We start from the raw sequence: 17732 nt of genomic DNA, 5'->3' as shown, positions 1-17732 counted from the left end.
GTGGCCGGTTTCCCGGGGCCCGGGCCTTGGCGTCGGGCCTCACCGCACTGTGCGCGAGCTGTGAGTCCGCTGATTCTCACCGTTCCTAAACACTGAGCGGGAATGAGTCCTGTTGCCAGGACTGCTGCTCGGTGGCGCTGCCCCGAACGGTGCTGGGCAGGCTGGTCCCCCGCTTTCGCTCCACCACCGGTGACACGCATCTGGTGCGCGGTCCGGGCGGGTGGGGGCGGGTTTCCTCACGCCGCCGGGTGTCCGGTCGGGCCTGGACGGTCCGATGCCCACCACGATCACTCTGGTCGTCGTGGGGCGGTGTCGTCCGTCGCCGGATCGGATGCCCGAGGGCGCGTCGCCCGACCGCGATGCTCGCCGCATCGTGCCGGGAAATCTTGCGAGTCGGTGTGGTCAGTGGTTTCTGCCAGTGCTGGGCACCCCAGCGGCTGGTGTAGGCCGGGTCGACCGCGACGACCGCCACTCCCTGTTCGGCGGCCATCGACACCAGCCGGGCCCTGAGCTTCGCGGTCGGGAAACGGGACAGCAGCCGCCTGAAGCGTTTGTTGCGGCCGTGCTCCTCGCGGCTGGTGCCGTCGGTGAAGTCGAGGTCCTCGATCGCGATCGCGGCGGCCCCGCACCGGCGGGTGTGGTGCAGCAGCCGGGTCAGCGCGTGCCGGATCTGCGCGTCCCGGTGCTCGGTACTGCCGGTCAGGTCGTAGAAGAAGCGGCGCGGCTCGCCGACCGGGTTGCCGTGCACGTCCAGGTGCCAGGCGGCCAGGTGGTCGTCGTTCATGTCCACCCCCACCACACCCCGGGCCAACGCAGCCTGAAGCGGCAGCACCGGGGCGGCGGCGCGCTGCCAGGACGCGGTCACATACCAGCGGCCCCGGAGCACGTCGTGGTGGATGCGGTAGGCCACCGCCCGGTTGGCGGTGACCCGGTCACGCCACTCCTGACCGCGATGCCGAAACCCGACGGTCGCATCCAGCAGATACCGGCCGTGCGGCGCGTTGGCCAGGTGGGCCAGCGGGGCAGGAAGTTTGACCGAGACCTGTCCGGTGTCGGTGACGCGGATCGTCTCGTTGCCGAACCGCTTGCCCGACTCCCCGTCCGCGGCCAGAAACATCCGCTCCGCCTGCCATCGCTCCCGCCACACCTGCTCGTCCAGCCCGGCCGCCGCCAGGTGGTGGCGGGCGTGGGCGAGGTGCTTGCCGCCGCGCACCACGCGCACCCGGCCCGCCACCCAGTCGGCCTCCACCGCCACAAGACGGTCCTTCAAGGTGTGCAGGCGGCGGGATTTGGCATGCCACTCGCCGCGCGAGGCATACCCGCGCGCCAGGCCTTCGCGCTTGTCGGCCTTGGCGCCCAGCGGCCGGGCCAGCCGCGCCTCGACCGACGCGATCTGTCCCCGCAACCAGGTCAGATGCGCCACCTGCCCGCGCCGGGCCAGCGCCCACTGGTCATGGGTGGCCTTGGTGATACTGCCCGCCCAGCGCGCCGACGACCTCCCCGTCAGCTCCCGCTTGCGCACCGCCCACCCGGCAGCATCATGCGCCAGCCCCTGCCGGGACCGTACGGCGAGATCCGCCGCGGCCAGCGAACCCAGGAACACCCCGACCTCGGCCAGCACCACCGCATCAGCCTCAGACACCCGCAGCCGGTCCCGCACTGCCACCCCGGCCGGACCGGGCACCACGAACGACGCCGCCAACTCCCGCAGCCCACCCACCCCTTCACCCCCACCCGGCCGAAGACCCCCATCACCGCAGTCAACGAGCCGCCCCCGCAAAGGTCACCCATTCGACCCACGAACTCCCGTTCCCTTCGGAACCAGTCCCACCCCGAGGTGTTCGGGGTGGGGCAGGGGCCGTTGACGGGGCCCCGCGTCGCCACAACTCCCACGCACGGGCCCGGATGTTGCGGCAGCCGTTGCGGTCTGCGTGATCAACGAATCCAGTTCCGGCATGCGAACCAGGCCTGGGAGACCCGGTTCGCCTTGTCGATATGGCCGCATTCGGCGCAGGTGCGGGAGGTGTACGCCGGATCGACGTACACCACAGTTCGAAGTGGATCACCTGCGGGCAAGCTGCACTACATCGTCGTCAGTGACAGCGGTCAGGGCAGCGGCACCAGCTCCGCGATCTCCGCGTGGGTCAAGGCGAACGGCACGGCTGTGAGCGACTACAGCGGCGTGTACCGCCTGGACACCTCCGACGTCGGCTGACGCCGGCCCCGCGACGCCCCGCCCATCCTCCCGATGTGGCGGGGCGTCGCGTCGGTACGGCAGCCCGGCAGCCCGTCCGGCAGCTCCGCCGTCCGCGGCGGGACATCGAGGCCCATGCCCACCTGCGCCGCCGCGGCCGCCGCCGCTGAACGAACTGCGGTGCGGCCCCCATGAGGCGGTCACCGGCCCGCAGCCGTCCCTCAGAACGCCCCGGCCGTCACGCGGCGGCCGAACCCTCCCCCGCGACGGGGAGCCCCGGCGTCCGCAGAACCCGCCGCTCGGCGTCCACGGCGAACACCTCGCAACCCGGCTGCCCGGCGGCCCATTCGACACCCTCGGCGCCCATCGCGAAGGCGGCCGTGGCGACCGAGTCCGCCTCGGTGAGGGTCGGGGCGACGACGGTCAGGCTGAGCAGTCCGGTCGCCGGACGCCCGGTGCGCCCGTCGATGATGTGGTCGCCGCGCTCGTAGCGGGCGGAGGTCGCGACCGCCCCGTCTGTGAGCTCCAGCACCGTGCACAGCTTGTCGGCGTGCTCCGGGTGCCGTACGCCCACGCGCCAGGGGCCGCCGGCGGCGACCACGTCACCGCCGGCGTTGAGGCAGAAGCGCCTGGCCCCGGCCGCCGTCAGCACCTCGGCCGCCCGCTGCACCGACCAGCCCTTGACCACCGCGCACGGGTCGAGACCGCGCCCCGGCAGCCGTACGTCGAAGGCGCCGCCGGTGGCGATCCGGTAGTGCTCGCACAGGTCGAGGACCTCCCGCAGGTCGGTGCTCAGGTCACCCGGCGCCAGCTCGCCCCGGTCGAGACGGGACACCTCGCTGTCGGCCTTGAACGGGCTGAACCGCTCGTCGACCTCGCGCAGCCAGGCGAAGACCGCGTCCGCGGCCGACTCGGGATTGCCCACGTCGTCGATGCGCAGCGAGACCGGGAAACCCATGACGTGTTCGACGCGGTGCATGGTGGTCAGCCCTTCGCGTCGATCGCGGCCTGGAGGGACTCCTTGTATCCCTCGGTGGTGATCGTCGCACCGGACACCGTGTCGATGTCCGAGCTCTGCGCCTCCAACGTCTCCGCGATCAGCTTTGGCACGGCAGCCGTCGTCTGCGGATGGTTCGGCTGCTGGAGCATCTTCACGGCCGTGATCTCGTCGCCGTCGAAGGTCACCTCGACCTGCACGGGGCCCTTCTCCGTCTTGACGGTCGTACCAGAGACGACCTTGGCGGAGGATCCCGCGGACCCGGACGAGGAGGACGCGGAAGGCGCGGGCGCGGCGACCTGGACGGTGGACGTGTCGGCCGACGGTTCGTAGAGCCACACGGGGACCAGGCCCGCGATGCTCAGGACGACAACAGGTATGGCTCGCTTCACGGTGACTTCCTCATCCCGCCAGGCTGAATCGCTCGAAGTGGATCTGCGGCTTGGGCACGTTCAGCTCCCGCAGACTGCCCAGCACCGCGTTCATCATGGGCGGCGGCCCGCACAGGAAGACGTCCCGGTCGGCGATGTCCGGGACCAGCCGGGCCAGCTCGCCCGGCGCCAGCTTGTCCGGGACGGGCGGGCCGGTCACCAGGTGCAGCTCGCAGCCTTTGGCGTCGGCGAGTTCGCGCAGTTCGTCGTAGAGGACCGCGTCCCGGTCGGTGGCGACCCGGTAGATGACGACGGCGTGGCCGTGCAGCTCCTCGAGCAGGGCGCGGATGGGGGTGACACCAACGCCGCCGGCGATGAGGACGGCCTCGGGGCGGGTGCGGTGCATCGCGGTGAAGGCGCCGTAGGGGCCCTCGGCGAAGACGCGGGTGCCGATCTTCACATGGCGCAGGGAGGCGCTGCCGGCGCCCGCCGCCTTGGCGGTCAGGCGCAGGGTGCGGCCGTCGGGCGCGGCCGACAGGGAGAAGGGGTTGGCCTGCCACCAGCGGTCCGGGGTCAGGAAGCGCCACAGGAAGAACTGGCCGGCCCGGGCGGGCATCCGGTCGAGGTCGCGGCCGGTCATGTAGACCGACACGACGTTGTCGGACTCGGGGACGACGGCCGTGACGCGCAGCTGGTGGCGCCGGTTCCGCCACAGCGGGAGCACCAGGCGGCCGACGAACACCGAGGTGAGCGCGACGCCCCACACGCCGTACCAGTACGTCGTGGCGGCGGACGACGAGGTGAAGGTCGTACCGACCGCGACCTGGTGGGTGAAGGCCAGCAGCACGGCGACGTAGGTGTACAGGTGGATGAAGTGCCAGGTCTCGTACGCGAGGCGGCGCCGGGCGTAACGGCCGGAGACGGCCCCCACCACGATGATGATCGACAGGGCGACGACCGCGCGGAGCACGCCCTCGACGGTCTCGGCCAGGTCGACCAGCTGGCTGACCGGGTCCATGTCGGACGACTCGGCGTAGCCGAAGCTGATGAAGACGGCGTGGCCGAGCAACGTGAAGAGGATGCCGAAGCCGGTCCAGCGGTGCCAGGAGGTCAGCCGGTCCATGCCGATGCGGCGGTCGAGCCAGGGCAGCCGGGCCACCAGGATCAGCTGGAAGGCCATCAGGAGCGCGCCGTACAGACCGGCCAGCCGGCCCAGCACGATGAGGGCGTTCGACGCGAATCCCGCCTGGGTGAAGAAGAAGGTCACCACGGCCACGTTCGCGGCGAGCACGGCGTACAGGCCCGTGCGGGCCACCACCCTGGGGCGTATCGCCGTGGGGGGCGCAGGGGGTGATTGGACGGTCGTCACGGACAGAGCTCCTTGATCCGGGTCCTGGGTAACCGAGCTTCCCCGGCGTCAGCTGTCGATTTACTGTCGTAGGACTTTCAAGTGGTTATCGATGTGGCGCCGGGGGCGGCCCACCTCTGACCCGGGCGGTGGCGTGACGCACTATGTGCGGGTGGACAAAGTACGACTCCTCGTTGTGGACGACGACCCGCCGATCGCCGATCTCGTGGCGACGGTCGCCCGCTACGAGGGCTGGGACGCGGTCACCGCGAACTCCGGTGAGGAGGCGCTGAGCCGCGCCGCGGAGTTCCGTCCGGACATCGTGGTGCTCGATCTGATGCTGCCCGACATCGACGGTTTCGGCGTGCTGGACCGGCTGCGGCGCTCGGGGACGATGGTGCCCGTGGTGTTCCTCACGGCCCGGGACGCGGTGGCCGACCGCGTGGCGGGGCTGACCCGGGGCGGTGACGACTACCTGGTCAAGCCGTTCGCGGTGGAGGAGCTGATGGCCCGGCTGCGGACGGTGCTGCGGCGCAGCGCCGGCCCCGGCTTCCAGCGGTCCGTCCTCCAGGTGGCGGACCTGACGATGGACGAGGACACCCGCGAGGTGCGGCGCGGCGAGCGGCTGCTGACGCTCACGCCGACCGAGTACGAGGTGCTGCGCTACCTGATGCGCAAGTCGCCGACCGTGATGACCAAGGCGCAGATCCTGGACCACGTGTGGGAGTACGGCTTCGGGGGCCGCTCGAACGTCGTGGAGCTGGTGGTCAGCCGGCTGCGCCGCAAGCTCGACGGCCCCGACGAGGCCGCAGCCGGCAGGCAGCCCCTGCTCCACACCGTCCGGGGCTTCGGCTACGTGGTCCGGCAGGCCACGGAGTGAGCGGCCTCCTGCGCGGTCTGCGCCGGACCTACCGCAGGCTGCGCCTGGGCACCCGGCTGGCGCTGGGCCTCGGTGCGCTGTCCCTGGTGGTGTTCGCCGTCGTGGGCTACGCCCTGACGATGTACATGCGCGACTACCTGGACAGCCAGCTGGGCTACCAGCTCAAAGTCGTCCAGACCGTGCAGTCCAAGGACGCGGCGGCCAACGGCACGGTGACGCAGAAGCCGTACTGGGGCTGGTTCGCCGCGGTGTACGACGTGTCGGGCAACTCGGCCGTCCTGCGCCGGCCCGCCGACATCCCGGACGACACCCGCCCGCTCACCGCACTCGCCGAACGCATGGCGCACTCCGACACCGAACTGCTGCACACTGCGAAGATCGACGGGAAGGGGGTCTACCGGTTGCGGGCCTGCGAGGTCGAGCCCGGGGTGGTGCTGATCAGCGCCGCGCCCATGGCGGACATCGAGGACACCGTGGACCGGCTGATCACCGTGCAGGTGATCGCGTTCGCCCTCGCGGTGGGGGCGCTGGTGGTGCTGGGCAGGAAGCTGCTGCGGCGCGGCCTGCAGCCCCTGAGCGACATGGCCTCCACCGCGCACGGCATCACCTCGCACGACCTGACCGAGTCGGCGGCCCGGCTGCCGCTGCGCGCCGACGGCCGGGACGGTGGTCCCGAGGTGGACGAGCTGCGCACGGCGTTCAACACGATGCTGGAGCACATCGACGACTCCCTCGCGGTCCGCGCGGAGGCCGAACAGCGGCTGCGCCGCTTCGTCGCGGACGCCTCGCACGAGCTGCGCACCCCGCTGATGTCCGTACGGGGCTACGCGGACCTCTTCCAGTACGCCGCCGCCAACGCCCCCGAGGAACGCGACAAGCACCTGGCCCGGCTGCGCGCCGAGGCCGCCCGGATGGGCTTCCTCCTCGACGACCTGCTGCTGCTCGCCCGCCTGGACGCGGCCGAGGTGGAGACCCCGCTGCGGATCACGGAGGCAAACCTGGTGGAGCTGGTCGACCAGGCGGCCGACGCGTTCCGCGCGAGCCACCCGGACCATCCGCTGACGGTGGCGGCCGGCCCCGGGACGCTGACGCTGCGCCTGGATCCGCAGCGCATCCGGCAGGTCCTGGACAACCTGCTCACCAACGCGGCCGCGCACACCCCGGCGGGCACCGACGTGACCGTCACGGTCTCCGTCGAGCCCGGCCGGACGCTGGTGCGGGTCGCGGACGCGGGCCCCGGCATCCCGCCCGCCGACCGCGCCCGCGTCTTCGACCGCTTCTACCGCGTCGACAAGGCCCGCAGCCGTGACCGCGGCGGCAGCGGCCTGGGCCTCGCGGTGGCCCGCTCCCTGGTCGCGGCGCACGGCGGCACGGTCGAGCTGAGCAGCGAGCCCGGGGCGACGGTGTTCACCCTCGCGCTTCCACTGAGCCCGGCGAGTCTTACGAAGCCGTGACGTGCCGGGCGCGGCCGGGTCGTGCGGGCCGCCGACGGCCCTAGCGTGACCGCATGCGTGTACTGGTCACCGGCGGTGCCGGATTCATCGGGTCCCATGTCGTCGAGGCCCTGCGGGCCCACGGGCACGAGCCCCTCGTGTACGACGTCCGGGCCGACCCGGCATCGGACGTGCGCAACCCTTCGGCGGTCCGCCAAGCCCTCACCGGCGTCGACGCCGTGTGCCATCAGGCGGCGATGGTCGGCCTGGGCGTCGACTTCTCCGACGCGGCGGAGTACGTCTCCCGCAACGACCTCGGCACGGCCGTGCTGCTCACCGCGATGGCCGACGCGGGCGTACGGCGGCTGGTCCTCGCCGGGTCGATGGTCGTGTACGGCGAGGGCCGCTACACCTGCGCCCGGCACGGGGTGGTGCGGCCCGGCCCGCGCTCCGTCCCCGACCTGGACGCGGGACGCTTCGAGCCCCGCTGCCCTCAGTGCGGGGCCGAACTGTCGCCCGGCCTGGTCGGCGAGGACGCCCCGGTCGACCCGCGCAACGTCTACGCGACGACCAAGCTCGCCCAGGAGCACCTGTCGGCGGCGTGGGCGCGGTCCACCGGCGGCTTGGCGGTGTCGCTGCGCTACCACAACGTGTACGGGCCCGGCATGCCCCGCGACACCCCCTACGCGGGCGTCGCCTCCTTCTTCCGCTCGTCACTCGCCCGCGGCGAGGCCCCGCGGGTCTACGAGGACGGCCGCCAGCGGCGGGACTTCGTGCACGTACGGGACGTGGCGGCGGCCAACGTGGCCGCGCTGGAGGCTCCGGCGCGCAAGGGCGCGCTGACCGCGTACAACACCGGCAGCGGCGAGCCGCACACGGTGGGCGAGATGGCCAGGACGCTGGCTTCCGCGTACGGCGGCCCGGAACCGGTGGTCACCGGGGAGTACCGGCTGGGGGACGTACGGCACATCACGGCGGACTCGGCGCGGCTGCGCGCGGAGTCGGGGTGGAAGGCGGAGGTGGGGTTCGCGGAAGGGATGCGGGAGTTCGCGCGGGCGGGGATGCGCCAGGACGTGTCCGGCTGATCACGTCTCGGCGCTGAATCGACCCTTCACAAAAACTGACAATTCATACTTTTCGGGTGCCTGGACGGGATCTACGCTCGTATACAGATGGCGGGCGGATGGCCGGCCAGTCGACCACCGCCGCCTGTACCGAGCGGAGGCGGAGATGAGAGCGTCGATACGGCGGTCCGTGATCTTCACGAGCGCGGCCGCTCTTGTGATGGCTGTCTGTGGAACGACGGGCACTGCTCGATCCGCGGTCCCGGCCGAGCCGGGCGATGGTGAGCTCCAGTTCGGCTATGTCCTGCCGGAGACGGGACAGCTGGCCTTCCTCGGCCCCCCGCAGATCGAGTCGTTGAAGTTCGCGATAAAGACGATGAACGACGCGGGCGGGGTACTGGGCAAGCCGGTGCCGAAGGTGGTCTCCGGTGACGAGTCGGGCTCGGAGGCCGTGGCCGCGCAGTCGGCCGACCGGGTCCTGGCGGCGGGGGTGGACGCGATCATCGGAGCCGCGGCCTCGGCCATGTCGCTGTCGTTCATCGACCGGGTGACCGGAGCGGGCGTCGTGCAGTGTTCGGGATCGAACACCGCTCCTACCTTCACCGACTACGAGGACGACGGTTTCTACTTCCGTACCGCCCCGAGCGACGCGTTGCAGGGGCCTGTCCTGGCGGATGTCGTCCGCGGGGACGGCCACAAGCGGGTGGCCCTCGTCGGACGGGCGGACGACTACGGGCGCGGCCTGCTGGAGGCCACCAAGAAGTCACTCGAGGACCGCGGTGCGACGGTGACGGTCGCCGAGACGTACGACCCGAAGGCGGCCAACTTCGACCAGGTCGTACAGAAGGTGAAGAACTCCGGGCCGGACGCCGCCGTCGTGATCGCGTTCGAGGAAGGCACCCAGATCCTGCAGGCCATGATCGAGGCCGGGCTCGGGCCCGACCGGATCGGCGTCTACGGCGCCGACGGACTGCGCAGCGAGGAACTGCCCTCGCTGGTCGCACCGGGCCGGCCTCAGACGCTCGCCGGGATGAAGGGGACCGCGCCGGCATCGGCGTCGAACGAGGAGTACGTGAAGGATCTGAGGAAGTTCGCACCGAAGCTGAAGGAGCTGCAATACGCACCGCAGGTGTTCGACTGCGCGACGACCATCGCGCTCGCCGCCGAGAAGGCGGAGTCCGACGACCCGGCCGACTTCGTGGAGGAGATGAACGGGATCACCAAGGACGGCGACAAGTGCACCACGTTCGCGGCCTGCAAGGAGCTGCTCGCCGACGGCAAGGACATCGACTACGACGGTGTGAGCGGTCCGCTCGAGTTCACCGACGACGGCGAACCCGGGCAGGCGACGATCGAGGTGTTCGCCTACGACGAAAAGGGACAGTTGCAGACCCTGCGTACGGTGGTCAGCAAGCCCCAGGAGTGACCAGGAGTGACCGGAAGGAGCGACGGGGACGGGAGTCAACGGACGCGGGCGAGCGAGCCGAGGTAGAGCTCGATCACCTTCTCGTCGTGCAGCAGGGCCGCACCCGTGCCGGTGTACGCGTTGCGGCCCTGGTCGAGGACGTAGCCGCGGTCGCAGATCTGCAGGCACCTGCGGGCGTTCTGCTCGACCATGAGGATGGCGACGCCCGCGCTGTTGATCAGTCTGCACCGGTCGAAGACGTGGTCCTGGTGGAGCGGTGACAGGCCGGCCGACGGCTCGTCGAGCAGCATCAGCTGCGGCTCCATCATCAGCGCGCGCGCCATCGCGAGCATCTGGCGTTCGCCGCCGGACATCGCGCCGGCCTTCTGCCTGCGGCGGTCGGCCAGCAGGGGGAAGAGTTCCTCCACCGCCGTGGCCCGCCGCGCGTAGGCCTTGGGCCGCAGATAGACGCCCATCCGCAGATTCTCCTCGACGGTCAGCTCGGGGAACACGTTCTGCAACTGCGGTACGTAGCCCACGCCCCGCCGGACCAGCTCGTGCGCCGGCCGGTTGGTGACCTCCTCGCCGCGCAGCCGCACGGTCCCGCCGCGCACCCGCAGAAGCCCGAAGACGGCCTTGACGAGCGTCGACTTGCCGGCGCCGTTGGGGCCGATCACGCCGACCACCTCGCCCGGGCGCACCTCGATGCTGCATCCGCGCAGTACGTCGACACCGGGGACGTATCCGGCGACGATGCCGTCGGCCGCCAGCACCGGTTCCTGCTCCGCTGCGGACATCACTGTTCCCCCTTCTCGGTCGCCTCGGGTTCGTCGTGCCGTTTGCCCAGGTAGGCGTCCACGACAGCGGCGTTCCGGCCGATCGTGTGCGGTGGGCCCTCGGCCACCAGGCGGCCGTCGGCCATGACGGCCACCCAGTCGCTGATGCCCATCACCACGTCCATGTCGTGCTCGACGAAGCACAGCGTCAGTCCCTCGTCCCGCAGTTGGGTGATGTGCCCGAGCAGCGACTGGGTCAGCGCGGGGTTCACCCCGGCCATCGGCTCGTCGAGCATGACCATGACCGGCCGGGCCATCAGCACGCGGGCCAGTTCCAGCAGTTTGCGCTGACCGCCGGAGAGCGTGCCGGCATGATCGTCGCGCAGGGGCCCGAGCCGGAACCGGTCCAACAGTTCGTCGGCCCGGCGCTCGGACTCCAGCTCCTGCCCGCGCCACAGCGGTCGCAGCAGGGCGGGCAGCGCCCGCTCGCCTCGTTGCCCCGGCGCGGCGAGCAGCATGTTCTCCATCACGGTGAGCCGGGCGAGCGTCCTGGTGAGCTGGAACGTACGGACCAGTCCCCGCCGCGCCACCCGGTGCGCCGGGGAGCCGGTGAGGGGTTGTCCGTCGAACGACCAACGGCCGCCGTCGGCCCGGTCGAACCCGCTCACCACATTGAACAACGTGGTCTTGCCGGCTCCGTTGGGCCCGATGAGCGCCGTGATGGCCCCGCGCTGCATCTCCAGATGCTCGACCCGCACGGCGACGAGGCCGCCGAAGGTACGGGTCACCTGGTCCAGGACCAGCAGAGGGTCGGGCTTGCGTACCCCCGGCTCGGGGACGACCCCGGAGAGCCGGCCGGTGACCGCGGCAGCCGCGGCGGTGTCACGGGGCGCACGGCCGGTCTCACGCCCCGTCCTGTCGACAGAGTCAGCGGCCACTGAGCAGCATCTCCTTCCGGCTGCCGAGAATGCCCTGCGGCCTGAACGCGACCAGCAGGATCAGGGCGACCCCGACCAGGGCGAAGCGCACCGCGCCGACCTCCGAGGTACTGATGAGGTCCGGCGAGATGTACTCGGCGTCGATGGCCTGCCGGAGCGCGCTGTCGAGGAAGCTGAGCACGAACCAGAACAGGATCGAGCCGACGACCGGCCCGAGGATCCGCCCGGCACCTCCGAGTACGAGCAGCGTGTACAGGAAGAACGTGACGCCCGGATCGAAGTTGTCCGGGTTCACGGACTGCACCTGGATCGCCTGCATCATGCCCGCGACCGCTCCGATGACGCCGCCCAGCACGAGGCTCTGCATCTTGTACGCGTAGACGTTCTTGCCGAGGCTGCGCGCCGCGACCTCGTCCTCACGGATCGACCGGATGACGCGGCCCCACGGGCTGTGGATCAGCAGGGCGAGCAGCACCGCGACCACGAGCACCAGCGCCCATCCGACGATCATCACCCACAGGTCGCGGGCGCCGAACTCCACCAGCCACACGCCGTAGGTACCGCGCTCGACGGGGTTGAGCGAGTAGAAGTCCTTCGCGAACCTCTGCAGCCCGAACACCCCACCGGTGACCGGCTCCGCCCAGCTGGACCGGTAGAACAGCCGGAGCGTCTCCCCCGCCGCGATCGTGGTGATCGCGAGATAGTCGGCCCGCAGCCGCAGGGTGGGCAGACCGAGCAGCAGGGCCAGCACGATCGCGCAGGCGATCGCGGCCAGGACACCGAGCCACATCGGGCCGTCGTACGTCGACACCGTGATGGCCAGCCCGTAGCCCCCGACCAGCATGAACCCGACCTGGCCGAAGTTCAGCAGGCCCGTGTAGCCGAAGTGCAGGTTCAGCCCCATCGCGGCGAGTGCGTAGACGGCCGCGATGGGGCCGATGCCGGAGCGCAGGGCGTCGGAGAGGATGACCGAGAAGTCCATGGCGCACCCCTCACCCGACGCGCTCCGCCCGGCCGAGGATGCCCTGCGGCCGGACGAGCAGGACGACGATGAGGACGAGCAGCGCCCAGGCGTACTGCAGGTCGACCGGGAACCACAGGGTGGACATCTGGGCGACGATGCCGATGACGAGGCTGCCGACCATCGCGCCGTAGGCGGAGCCGAGGCCACCCAGGATGATCCCCGCGAACATGAGCAGCAGCAGCTTGAAGCCCATGTCCCAGGTGACGATCTCCACGAGGCCGAAGAAGACCCCGCCGAGTGCTGCCAGTGCGCCGCCGAGCATCCACACGAACAGCACCACCCGCTGTACATCGATGCCCGTCGCCTCCGCGAGATCGCGGTTGGCGGAGATGGCTCGGACAGCCGTGCCGATGCGTGTCTTCTGCAGGAGCGCGGCGATACCGAGCAGCACCAGCACGGCGAGCAGGGTGACCGTGAGGTCCCGGGGGGTGATGCTGGCCGGCCCCAGGCTGATCGCTTTCTGGATGTCGTACTGCGCGAAGGAGGCGGGCCGGGTTCCGTACAGCACGAGGACCACGTGCCGCAGCAGCAGCGAGAGCCCGATGGTGACGATGAACATGTTGATCAGCCCGGTGCCGCGAGCCCGCAGGGGGCGCCAGATGCCCCGCTCGACGGCCCCGCCCAGCAGGGCACCGAAGACCACCGCGGCGATGGCGGCGGGGATCAGGTGCCAGCCCGGACCGGCCGCGGAGGCGTTGAGGAAGAACGCGAAGGTGGCGCCGATCGTGACGAACTCGCCGTGCGCGAAGTTGATCAAGTGGATGGTGCCGAAGATCAGCGAGAGTCCGACCGATGTGATCGCGATGATGACGCCGAACTGGATACCGTCGATCAGCGCCTGCAGGGCGCGCGCGCCGAATGTGGGGCCGCGCGCGACGTCCTCACCCTGTGCCCGCGCGAAGACCGCGGGCGCCGACACGAGGACCAGGGCGAGAGCCAGAACGAACATCCGCTGGTAGCGCACGGTGGTTCCGATATGTCACGAACGTCCTTTGTGGCTCAGTGTAAGGCGAGCCGGGCCGATGACACGAGGGTCAGGCCTCGGCCGTCGGCAGCGTCACCTCGAACCGGCAGCCGCCCGCCACATTGCGTACGCTGGCCCGCCCCTGGTGGGCCTCCACGATCCCGCGCACGATGGCGAGGCCGAGACCCGCACCGGCGGGCGGGGTCCGCGCATGCGTCCCGCGCCACCCGGTGTCGAAGACGCGGGGCAGGTCCTCCTCGGGGATGCCGCCGCACCCGTCGGTGACGGACAGGACGACGCCGTCGGCGCCGCGTTCGGCGGCGATCGCGACCGTGCCGTCGGCGGGCGTGCGGCGGATGGCGTTCACGAGCAGGTTGCCCAGCACCCGGCTCATCTCCTTGCCGTCCACCTCGACCGGCACGGGCTCGACCCGGTCGCCGACCAGCCGTACGCCGTACTCGCGCGCCAGCGGGTCGACACCCGCGAGCGCGTCACCGACGAGGTCGTACAGGGAGATCCGGCTCGGGCTCAGCGCCAGCGTGCCCGCGTGGATGCGGGAGAGTTCGAAGAGGTCGCCGACCATGTCGTTGAGGCGCTCGACCTCGGTGCGGATCTGCCGCAGGTAGCGCTGGGGGTCGGCGGCGACGCCGTCCTCCAGGGCCTCGGACATCGCGCGCAGGCCGGCGAGGGGGGTGCGCAGGTCGTGCGAGATCCAGGCGACGAGTTCACGCCGGGAGGTCTCCAGGGCGCGCTCCCTTGCCCGGGACTCGGCGAGTTTGGCGCTGGTGATCTCCAACTCGCGGCTCAGCTCCATGAGTTCGGCGGTGGAAGGACCGTCGGGGGAGGTGAAGTCGCCGCCGTCACCGAAGGAACGGGCGGCGAGCGCGAGGGCGCGGCTGCGGGCGACGGCCCAGCGGCCCAGCAGCAGGGCGGTGGCGAGGGAGACCACGGCGGCCATCGCGACGACCATGGTGACGACCTTCAGGTCGTGCGCGGACAGGAACATCGCCTGCGCGACGGCGAGGGTGCCCGCGAGCATCGCGGTGACGGCGACGCCGACCACCACGGCGAGGTGCGTGACGACCGAGCGCCGCCGGATGAGGAGCACCACGCCCGCGCCGAGCACGCCGACGGCCGCGGCGCCGAGGAAGGCGAAGAGAGCGATGAGGAGGGCGTCGCGCATGGTCACACCTCACCCTCGAAGCGATACCCCACGCCCCACACGGTCTGGATCAGACGGGGCCTGGCCGGATCGTCCTCGACCTTCCCGCGCAGCCGCCGGACATGGACGGTCACGGTCGACAGGTCACCGAAGTCCCAGCCCCACACCTCCCGCATCAGGTCCTCACGGCCGAAGACCCGGCCGGGGTGGCTCAGGAAGAAGGCGAGGAGGTCGAACTCCCGGACGGTGAGGGCTAGTTCGCTGCCGTCCTTGGTGGCGCGGCGGGCCGCCGGGTCCAGGGCGAGTCCGGCCGCGCGGAGGGTGCCGGACGGGTGGGCCGGGCGGGCGCGGCGCAGTACGGACTCGACGCGCAGGACGAGTTCGCGGGGGCTGAAGGGCTTGGTGACGTAGTCGTCGGCGCCGACCTCCAGGCCGAGGATGCGGTCGTCCTCGTCGCCGCGCGCGGTGAGCATGATGACCGGGACGGGCCCGCGCCCGCGCATCCGGCGGCACACTTCGAGGCCGTCCATGCCCGGCAGCATCAGGTCGAGGACGACGAGGTCCGGCCAGTGCGCGGCGGCCCGGGCGAGCGCGTCGGGCCCGTCCCCGGCGCGGTCCACGACGTATCCGGCCCGGTCCAGGTACCCGGAGACGACCTCGGCGACGGTCGGGTCGTCGTCCACGACGAGGACCCGGGCGCCGGCCCGTTCGTACTGCTGCTGCTCCATGCCGCCAGCGTCGCACCCCGAGCGTTCCCGCGCGGCGCTCGGCTCCTGACGTCCGCGTTTCGTAAGAAGCCGAAGTCCGGTATGCCCTTTTCGCGCTCGTAGGGTGAGAGCCGTGACGACCTCTCCCGATCCCGTCCCGGCCTCCGTGCCCGTATCCGTGGACGTAGTACTCCCCTGTCTCGACGAGGCCGAGGCGCTGCCCTGGGTACTGGAACGCATCCCGCCCGGCTGGCGGGCGCTGGTCGTGGACAACGGCTCCACGGACGGTTCCGCCCGCATCGCTCACGCCCTCGGCGCGAAAGTCGTGCACGAGGAGCGGCGCGGTTTCGGCGCCGCCTGCCATGCGGGCCTCATGGCCGCCACGGCCGACATCGTCTGCTTCTGCGACTGCGACGCCTCCCTCGACCCGGCCGACCTGGTGCCGTTCGTGCGCGAGGTGCACGCCGGTGCGGCGGACCTGGTCCTCGGCCGGCGCCGCCCGCAGAGCCTCGGTGCCTGGCCGCTGCACGCCCGGGCGGGCAACCTCGCCCTGACCCGCCTCCTCCGCCGCCGCACCGGACTGCGCCTGCAGGACCTCGGCCCGCTGCGCGCCGCCCGGCGCGAGCCGCTGCTCGCCCTCGGCCTCACGGACCGGCGCAGCGGCTATCCGCTGGAGATGGTGGTGCGCGCGGCCGACGCGGGCTGGCGGATCGCCGAGCACGACGTCCCGTACCGCCCGCGCGCCGGCGCCTCCAAGGTGACCGGCACCTGGCGCGGCACCTGGCAGGCGGTGCGGGACATGAGCCGCGTACTGACCGAAGCCGGGACCGGGACGGCCACCGAGAAGGGAGTCCACGCGTGACCACGCTGCTCGTCATCGCCAAGGAGCCTCGCCCGGGGCGGGTGAAGACCCGGCTGACCCCGCCGTTCACGCCCCGGGAGGCGGCCGCGCTCGCGGAGGCGTCCCTGGCGGACACCCTGGACGCGGTGGCGCGGACGCCCGCACGGCGCCGGGTCCTGGTTCTTGAGGGCGAGCCCGGCCCTTGGCTGCCGCCCGGTTTCGACGTCGTACGGCAGTGCTCCGGCGGCCTCGACGAACGGCTGGCCGCCGCCTTCGCGGGCTGCGACGGGCCGGCCCTGCTCGTCGGCATGGACACCCCGCAGGTGACGCCGGAGCTGCTCACCGTGGACTTCACGGACTGCGACGCGTACTTCGGGCCCGCCGAGGACGGCGGGTTCTGGGCGCTGGGACTGGCCGCGCCGGACCCGGCACTGCTGCGGGGCGTGCCGATGTCGACGCCTTTCACGGGGGCCGAACAGCGGGCGCGGCTCGCAGGGTTGCGGGTGCGGGACCTGCCGCACCTCAGGGACGTGGACACGGCGTACGACGCGGCGTCCGTCGCCCGGGACGCGCCCGGCGGGCGGTTCGCCGCGAAGTTGGCCCGGCTCAGTGCGGCCGGGGCCCGATGAGCACCGTACGGATCGCCCGGCAACGGGCGCCGCTCGCCGATCCCTGGTCCGCCGACCCCTACGCGGACGCCCTGCGCACCGGCCGCGGACCGCTCTTCCTGCGCCGCGCCGACGGCTGGCTGCTCCCGCTGGAGGTGGAGCGCTGGTGCGCCGAAGCCGACGCGGCGGACCTGGAGGTGCTGCGGCGCTGCGAGGGCGCGGTGCTCGACGTCGGCTGCGGGCCGGGGCGCCTGGTGGCGGCCCTGGGTGCGCGGGGGCGGCGGGTGCTCGGCATCGACGTCAGCGAGGCGGCCGTCTCCCGGACGGGGGCGCTCGGCGGACCGGCGCTGCGGCGCTCGGTCTTCGAGCCGCTGCCCGGCGAGGGCCGCTGGGGCACCGCGCTGTTGATCGACGGCAACGTGGGGATCGGCGGCGATCCGGCGACGCTCCTCGCCCGGATGTCGCAACTCCTCTCCCCCGGCGGCCTGTTGATCGCCGAGACGGTGCCGGAGCTGGACCTCGACGAACGCGTACTGGTGCATGTGACCGACGCCCGGGGCGCGGTCGGCAGCCCGTTCCCCTGGGCGCGGCTCGGCACACCGGCCCTGCTGCGGCACGCCGAGCGCGCGGGCTGGCGTGCCGACGGTCAGTGGGCGGCCGGCGGGCGGTCCTTCGTCGCCCTGCGCAGCCGCAGCACGAACAGCAGCGCCGAGCCGGCGAACAGCGCGGCCGTCAGCAGCAGCCAGCGGGCCAGGAAGCCGTCCGGGGACAGGCCGGTGGCGGAGGCGTAACGCCCCGCCACCCGCCCGCTGATCAGCGGGAACCACACCAGCAGGAGCAGCCCCGAGAGGGCGGTCGGCACGCGGACGTACGCCACCTGTGCCCGCCTGCGGCCCGCCGCCTTCACGAGGGCGCGGTCGAGCACGGCGTACAGCGGCAGCAGCACCAGGTCGTGCAGGAGGGCCGCGCCCACGATCCACAGCGCGACCGAGAACCAGTCCCCCGCGAGCAGCCGTACAC

At 72.0% G+C, this 17732-nt stretch carries 18 protein-coding genes and 1 pseudogene; 8 read left to right on the top strand and 11 right to left on the bottom strand.

The features are described 5' to 3' along the window. Positions 1 to 85 precede the first annotated feature (85 nt). Together ACFYO2_RS12735 and ACFYO2_RS12730 are read right to left on the bottom strand one after the other, a co-directional pair. The gene (locus tag ACFYO2_RS12735) at positions 86 to 1720 is read right to left on the bottom strand and encodes an IS200/IS605 family accessory protein TnpB-related protein (RefSeq protein ID WP_388347753.1); all 1635 of its coding nucleotides are present in this window, start codon (positions 1718 to 1720) and stop codon (positions 86 to 88) included. 40 nt (positions 1721 to 1760) lie between these two features. Beyond that, a pseudogene (locus ACFYO2_RS12730) lies at positions 1761 to 2049 on the bottom strand (zinc ribbon domain-containing protein); the annotation flags it as partial. Between ACFYO2_RS12730 and ACFYO2_RS12725 the strand changes: the two are divergent. Further along, positions 1988 to 2215 carry a hypothetical protein gene (locus ACFYO2_RS12725; RefSeq protein ID WP_388348638.1) on the top strand — a complete coding sequence of 76 codons (228 nt, stop codon included), beginning with the start codon at positions 1988 to 1990 and terminating at the stop codon, positions 2213 to 2215. The pseudogene ACFYO2_RS12730 and the gene ACFYO2_RS12725 sit on opposite strands and share 62 nt — an antisense overlap. Positions 2216 to 2432: 217 nt before the next feature. On the opposite strand, the gene ACFYO2_RS12720 is transcribed toward ACFYO2_RS12725, so the two are convergent. Genes ACFYO2_RS12720 through ACFYO2_RS12710 form a run of 3 tightly spaced genes read right to left on the bottom strand, consistent with a single transcriptional unit; the run spans position 2433 to position 4931 of the window. Next, the gene (locus ACFYO2_RS12720; RefSeq protein WP_388347751.1) at positions 2433 to 3173 is read right to left on the bottom strand and encodes an FAD:protein FMN transferase; all 741 of its coding nucleotides are present in this window, start codon (positions 3171 to 3173) and stop codon (positions 2433 to 2435) included. 5 nt (positions 3174 to 3178) lie between these two features. Then, positions 3179 to 3583 (bottom strand): FMN-binding protein, encoded by a 405-nt coding sequence (locus tag ACFYO2_RS12715; RefSeq protein WP_388347749.1) that lies wholly within the window; start codon positions 3581 to 3583, stop codon positions 3179 to 3181. 10 nt (positions 3584 to 3593) lie between these two features. Continuing rightward, entirely contained in the window at positions 3594 to 4931 is a 1338-nt protein-coding gene (locus ACFYO2_RS12710; RefSeq protein WP_388347747.1) for a ferric reductase-like transmembrane domain-containing protein, read from the bottom strand. Positions 4932 to 5106: 175 nt separating this feature from the next. On the opposite strand from ACFYO2_RS12710, the gene ACFYO2_RS12705 reads away from it, so the two are divergent. The 4 genes from ACFYO2_RS12705 (at position 5107) to ACFYO2_RS12690 (ending at position 9713) form a co-directional block, all read left to right on the top strand. Beyond that, the gene (locus tag ACFYO2_RS12705) at positions 5107 to 5790 is read left to right on the top strand and encodes a response regulator transcription factor (protein ID WP_388348585.1); all 684 of its coding nucleotides are present in this window, start codon (positions 5107 to 5109) and stop codon (positions 5788 to 5790) included. Then, positions 5787 to 7244, top strand: coding sequence for a sensor histidine kinase (locus tag ACFYO2_RS12700; protein ID WP_388347745.1), 1458 nt, complete (start codon positions 5787 to 5789; stop codon positions 7242 to 7244). The genes ACFYO2_RS12705 and ACFYO2_RS12700 overlap by 4 nt, the downstream gene beginning before the upstream one ends. Before the next feature lie 53 nt (positions 7245 to 7297). Then, positions 7298 to 8308 (top strand): NAD-dependent epimerase/dehydratase family protein, encoded by a 1011-nt coding sequence (locus ACFYO2_RS12695; RefSeq protein ID WP_388347743.1) that lies wholly within the window; start codon positions 7298 to 7300, stop codon positions 8306 to 8308. 145 nt (positions 8309 to 8453) lie between these two features. Then, positions 8454 to 9713: an ABC transporter substrate-binding protein gene (locus ACFYO2_RS12690; protein ID WP_388347741.1), complete on the top strand. Its 1260-nt coding sequence runs from the start codon at positions 8454 to 8456 to the stop codon at positions 9711 to 9713. Positions 9714 to 9748: 35 nt separating this feature from the next. On the opposite strand, the gene ACFYO2_RS12685 is transcribed toward ACFYO2_RS12690, so the two are convergent. From ACFYO2_RS12685 to ACFYO2_RS12660, 6 genes are all read right to left on the bottom strand, one after another. Beyond that, positions 9749 to 10489: an ABC transporter ATP-binding protein gene (locus ACFYO2_RS12685; RefSeq protein ID WP_388347738.1), complete on the bottom strand. Its 741-nt coding sequence runs from the start codon at positions 10487 to 10489 to the stop codon at positions 9749 to 9751. Then, positions 10489 to 11406, bottom strand: coding sequence for an ABC transporter ATP-binding protein (locus tag ACFYO2_RS12680; protein WP_388347736.1), 918 nt, complete (start codon positions 11404 to 11406; stop codon positions 10489 to 10491). Before ACFYO2_RS12680 ends, ACFYO2_RS12685 begins: the two co-directional genes overlap by 1 nt. Beyond that, positions 11396 to 12388: a branched-chain amino acid ABC transporter permease gene (locus tag ACFYO2_RS12675; RefSeq protein ID WP_388347734.1), complete on the bottom strand. Its 993-nt coding sequence runs from the start codon at positions 12386 to 12388 to the stop codon at positions 11396 to 11398. The genes ACFYO2_RS12680 and ACFYO2_RS12675 overlap by 11 nt, the downstream gene beginning before the upstream one ends. Before the next feature lie 10 nt (positions 12389 to 12398). Next, positions 12399 to 13379, bottom strand: a complete 981-nt coding sequence (locus tag ACFYO2_RS12670; protein ID WP_388347732.1) for a branched-chain amino acid ABC transporter permease — start codon at positions 13377 to 13379, stop codon at positions 12399 to 12401. 85 nt (positions 13380 to 13464) lie between these two features. Then, the gene (locus tag ACFYO2_RS12665; protein ID WP_388347730.1) at positions 13465 to 14577 is read right to left on the bottom strand and encodes a sensor histidine kinase; all 1113 of its coding nucleotides are present in this window, start codon (positions 14575 to 14577) and stop codon (positions 13465 to 13467) included. A gap of 2 nt (positions 14578 to 14579) precedes the next feature. Next, entirely contained in the window at positions 14580 to 15284 is a 705-nt protein-coding gene (locus ACFYO2_RS12660) for a response regulator transcription factor (RefSeq protein ID WP_388347728.1), read from the bottom strand. A 103-nt stretch (positions 15285 to 15387) separates the two neighbouring features. On the opposite strand from ACFYO2_RS12660, the gene ACFYO2_RS12655 reads away from it, so the two are divergent. From ACFYO2_RS12655 to ACFYO2_RS12645, 3 genes are read left to right on the top strand one after another with little or no spacing between them, the layout of a single operon-like run. Further along, positions 15388 to 16125 carry a glycosyltransferase family 2 protein gene (locus tag ACFYO2_RS12655; RefSeq protein WP_388347726.1) on the top strand — a complete coding sequence of 246 codons (738 nt, stop codon included), beginning with the start codon at positions 15388 to 15390 and terminating at the stop codon, positions 16123 to 16125. Beyond that, entirely contained in the window at positions 16122 to 16733 is a 612-nt protein-coding gene (locus ACFYO2_RS12650; protein WP_388347724.1) for a DUF2064 domain-containing protein, read from the top strand. The genes ACFYO2_RS12655 and ACFYO2_RS12650 overlap by 4 nt, the downstream gene beginning before the upstream one ends. Beyond that, the gene (locus tag ACFYO2_RS12645; RefSeq protein WP_388347722.1) at positions 16730 to 17503 is read left to right on the top strand and encodes a methyltransferase domain-containing protein; all 774 of its coding nucleotides are present in this window, start codon (positions 16730 to 16732) and stop codon (positions 17501 to 17503) included. The genes ACFYO2_RS12650 and ACFYO2_RS12645 overlap by 4 nt, the downstream gene beginning before the upstream one ends. The last annotated feature ends 229 nt before the right edge of the window (positions 17504 to 17732 follow it).

The organism is Streptomyces sp. NPDC006602, from assembly GCF_042870385.1.
In the GTDB taxonomy this organism is placed as follows: Bacteria; Actinomycetota; Actinomycetes; order Streptomycetales; family Streptomycetaceae; genus Streptomyces.
The sequence above is the reverse complement of the archived record's forward strand: the minus strand, read 5'-3'. Positions and strand labels throughout refer to the sequence as shown.